General features: G+C 63.5%; 4 protein-coding genes. 2 read left to right on the forward strand and 2 right to left on the reverse strand.

Going from position 1 to position 2481, the window contains the following annotated elements:
• Window positions 1-540: phage antirepressor N-terminal domain-containing protein (locus QZY07_RS12600; protein WP_295403098.1), on the reverse strand; the 540-nt coding region annotated here is incomplete at its 3' end.
• A gap of 67 nt (window positions 541-607) precedes the next feature.
• Between QZY07_RS12600 and QZY07_RS12605 the strand changes: the two genes are divergently transcribed.
• Window positions 608-895, forward strand: a complete 288-nt coding sequence (locus QZY07_RS12605; RefSeq protein ID WP_295403099.1) for a hypothetical protein — start codon at window positions 608-610, stop codon at window positions 893-895.
• A gap of 261 nt (window positions 896-1156) precedes the next feature.
• On the opposite strand, the gene QZY07_RS12610 is transcribed toward QZY07_RS12605, so the two are convergent.
• Window positions 1157-1510 (reverse strand): helix-turn-helix transcriptional regulator, encoded by a 354-nt coding sequence (locus tag QZY07_RS12610; RefSeq protein WP_201091453.1) that lies wholly within the window; start codon window positions 1508-1510, stop codon window positions 1157-1159.
• Between the two features lie 232 nt (window positions 1511-1742).
• Between QZY07_RS12610 and QZY07_RS12615 the strand changes: the two genes are divergently transcribed.
• Window positions 1743-2162, forward strand: coding sequence for a hypothetical protein (locus QZY07_RS12615; protein ID WP_295403102.1), 420 nt, complete (start codon window positions 1743-1745; stop codon window positions 2160-2162).
• The last annotated feature ends 319 nt before the right edge of the window (window positions 2163-2481 follow it).

Consider the following 2481-nt stretch of genomic DNA (forward strand, 5'->3'; position numbering starts at 1 on the left):
GCAGACCTGTCCGGCGACCCCGCCGATCTCCCCCGGAAACACCGGGACCAGCGGGGCGTCGTCCGTGCCCTCGCGATCCGTGACGCCCGCCGGCGCGATCGCCTGATTTGCGCCAGCCGCTGCGACGGCGGGTGTCGATTCCGGTCCGAGGTCGGGAATCCGCGCCACGGGCCGTGCGGTCAGCCGGGCGAATTCGCACTTGCGCCAAGCGTTCCAGAGGATCTCGTCGCAGTTTTTTTGAAAGGTGAGAAAATTGTCGCGGTTGTCCGTCGCGGCTTTCGCCTGGTAAGGCCGCAGACTGGTCAGCCAGCCGAACCGCTTGCGCAGGGGCAGACACACCGCCGCCGACGCCCCGTCGGCATCGGCGAGCGGAAGCGTCTGGGCGTGCCAGCGGGCATCCTTGAGGAGTTTTTCCTGCTGCACCGACCACACCAGCCCCATCGCCAGCACCAAGGGCTTCATCAGCACGAACGGCTGCCCCTCGACAGGCACCAAAAACAGCACGGAATGGCGAAAGAGCACGGGGATCAGCGGGTACATCAGCCTCCTTGTCGAGCAGGATTCGGGTTGGACGCACGGCTGGCGCTCAGGCCGAGAGCGGCGCGCCTTGGATGTGACGCGGGAGGCGGGCCATGTCGGTCCGCCAGGTGTCGGCATCGATCTGTTCCAGGTCTGTCGCGACCGCCATCCGGGTCGCACGGTCGTGCCACCAAGCGTCGCCATCCGCTGCCCGCGCGAAGCCACGCCAGTCCTCGCGCGTCCGTCGATGACGGGCTCACGGCGCGAGGACGCGCTCGCGCAACGCCGCCCGGTCGTTTGTCATGCCGAGACCTGCGCCGGTGTCAACACGTCTAAGAACGCCGCGTGCATCGCATCGAGCGACGCGACGGACTGACGCAACGGATCGCGCAAATCCTCGCACCGGGCAGGGTCGCGCATCGCTTGGCGGATCTGGAGTGCGCCTTCGATGGCGCTGATGTCGGTGTCCGCGACCCCTCGCTCATGGAGGGGGGGCGGGGTCGCGCGGGGAAACGGCAGCCGACATGGACGGACTCGCAGGCGGAAGGACAACGAGCAACCAGAGTACCTTTCTGACAGTTAAACGGTCAATCGATAAAAAAGTTTGTCACTGATCATACAGTCTTAAAACCAACCCTCAGTCGTCCAGAAAGGTCCGCATCAAGACCAGGAGACGCCGTTCGGAAAACCGTCCCGCCAGCACGGCGGCAATCATCTCCCGGAGCGCCTCGCGGGTGTCCTCGGACAGTCCGTGGGTGTCGAGATACCACCGCCAATCCGCCTGCGTTTTCGGCCCCACGCCGGTTTTCAGCCACTCCGCATTGACGCCGAGCGCCTGGGCGATCTGGATCGCAAAGCGCGTATCGCGCCCCACGTCATTCTCGATCTGATGAATGGTCTGCTGCGCCGCCCCGACCGTCTTGGCCAGCGCGGCCTGGGTGATATTGAGCGTTCTGCGCTCGTGTTTCATGCGTTCGCCGAAAGTCGACATGGAAACTCCTGTGGTGAGCAAAAACACCGTTCACGTTTAAAAACGGTTCACACTTCCAGTTTACTACAACTGTTTAATCTTTTCTTCGGCCAAAAAAACCGTTGATGATCGACTCTTTATCACGTAATTTAAGACACGCCACGCAATCGCGGATCGCCCACGGTCGATCCGATCCGATCCGATCCGGACCGGCCCACTGGCCGAGGATTTTCGTCGAGATGGAGAGACCCCGATGACCGCGCAACACGAGACCGTCGCCCTGTCGCCCGGCTCGGGCCAGGTGGCGAACATTGCCGACACCCCGACCGCCGCACCCAGCCCGCACGCGACGCGACCGCGGTCCGCGGTGTTTCAGCCCGGCGCCGTCGTGGGCGGCGTCACGATTCTGGCCCGACTGCCCCACGGCTATCGCGTCCGCTATCGCTGCTGCGACACGCTCGCCACGCTGTCGTCCTCGCAGCTCAAGGCGCGGCGCGCGCGCCCGGAAACGCAGTGCCATGCCTGCGCCGCGCAGGCGTCGATCCCGACGCGCACCTTCCGCCATAACGACGAACTGCCGGTCCACCCGCGCACGTTGGCCCCCAGTGCCGCGTTTCTGCTCGGCATTCAGGCCCGCGCGACCGCGATCGTGCGCCAGCGCCACGGCACCTAAATCCCCGCGCGCGCACCTCACCTTTCCAGGGGGGGCCGATGCCGACCGCCTTCACCCAGGTTTTCCCAAGCATGTCGGCGAATCCGTGACGCGGACCGTCAGTACGCTTGTCCATCCCGGCCTCGCCGAGGTCGAACGTCTTTCTCTGCACACAGGAATATCCATGCTTTCACGAGAGATTTTTATGCCGTCGCCGCGGACCGACCATCCGACCGTCGCCTCACTGCCATTAAGTTAAGCGCAACTTGTTGTATAATAGATAAAAATTATCCCTTAGTAGAGATTTTAGCATGTTTAAAAAAAACAATCCGTTGAAACC

Origin of the sequence: uncultured Thiocystis sp., from assembly GCF_903866365.1 — a bacterium.
In the GTDB taxonomy this organism is placed as follows: domain Bacteria; phylum Pseudomonadota; class Gammaproteobacteria; order Chromatiales; family Chromatiaceae; genus Chromatium.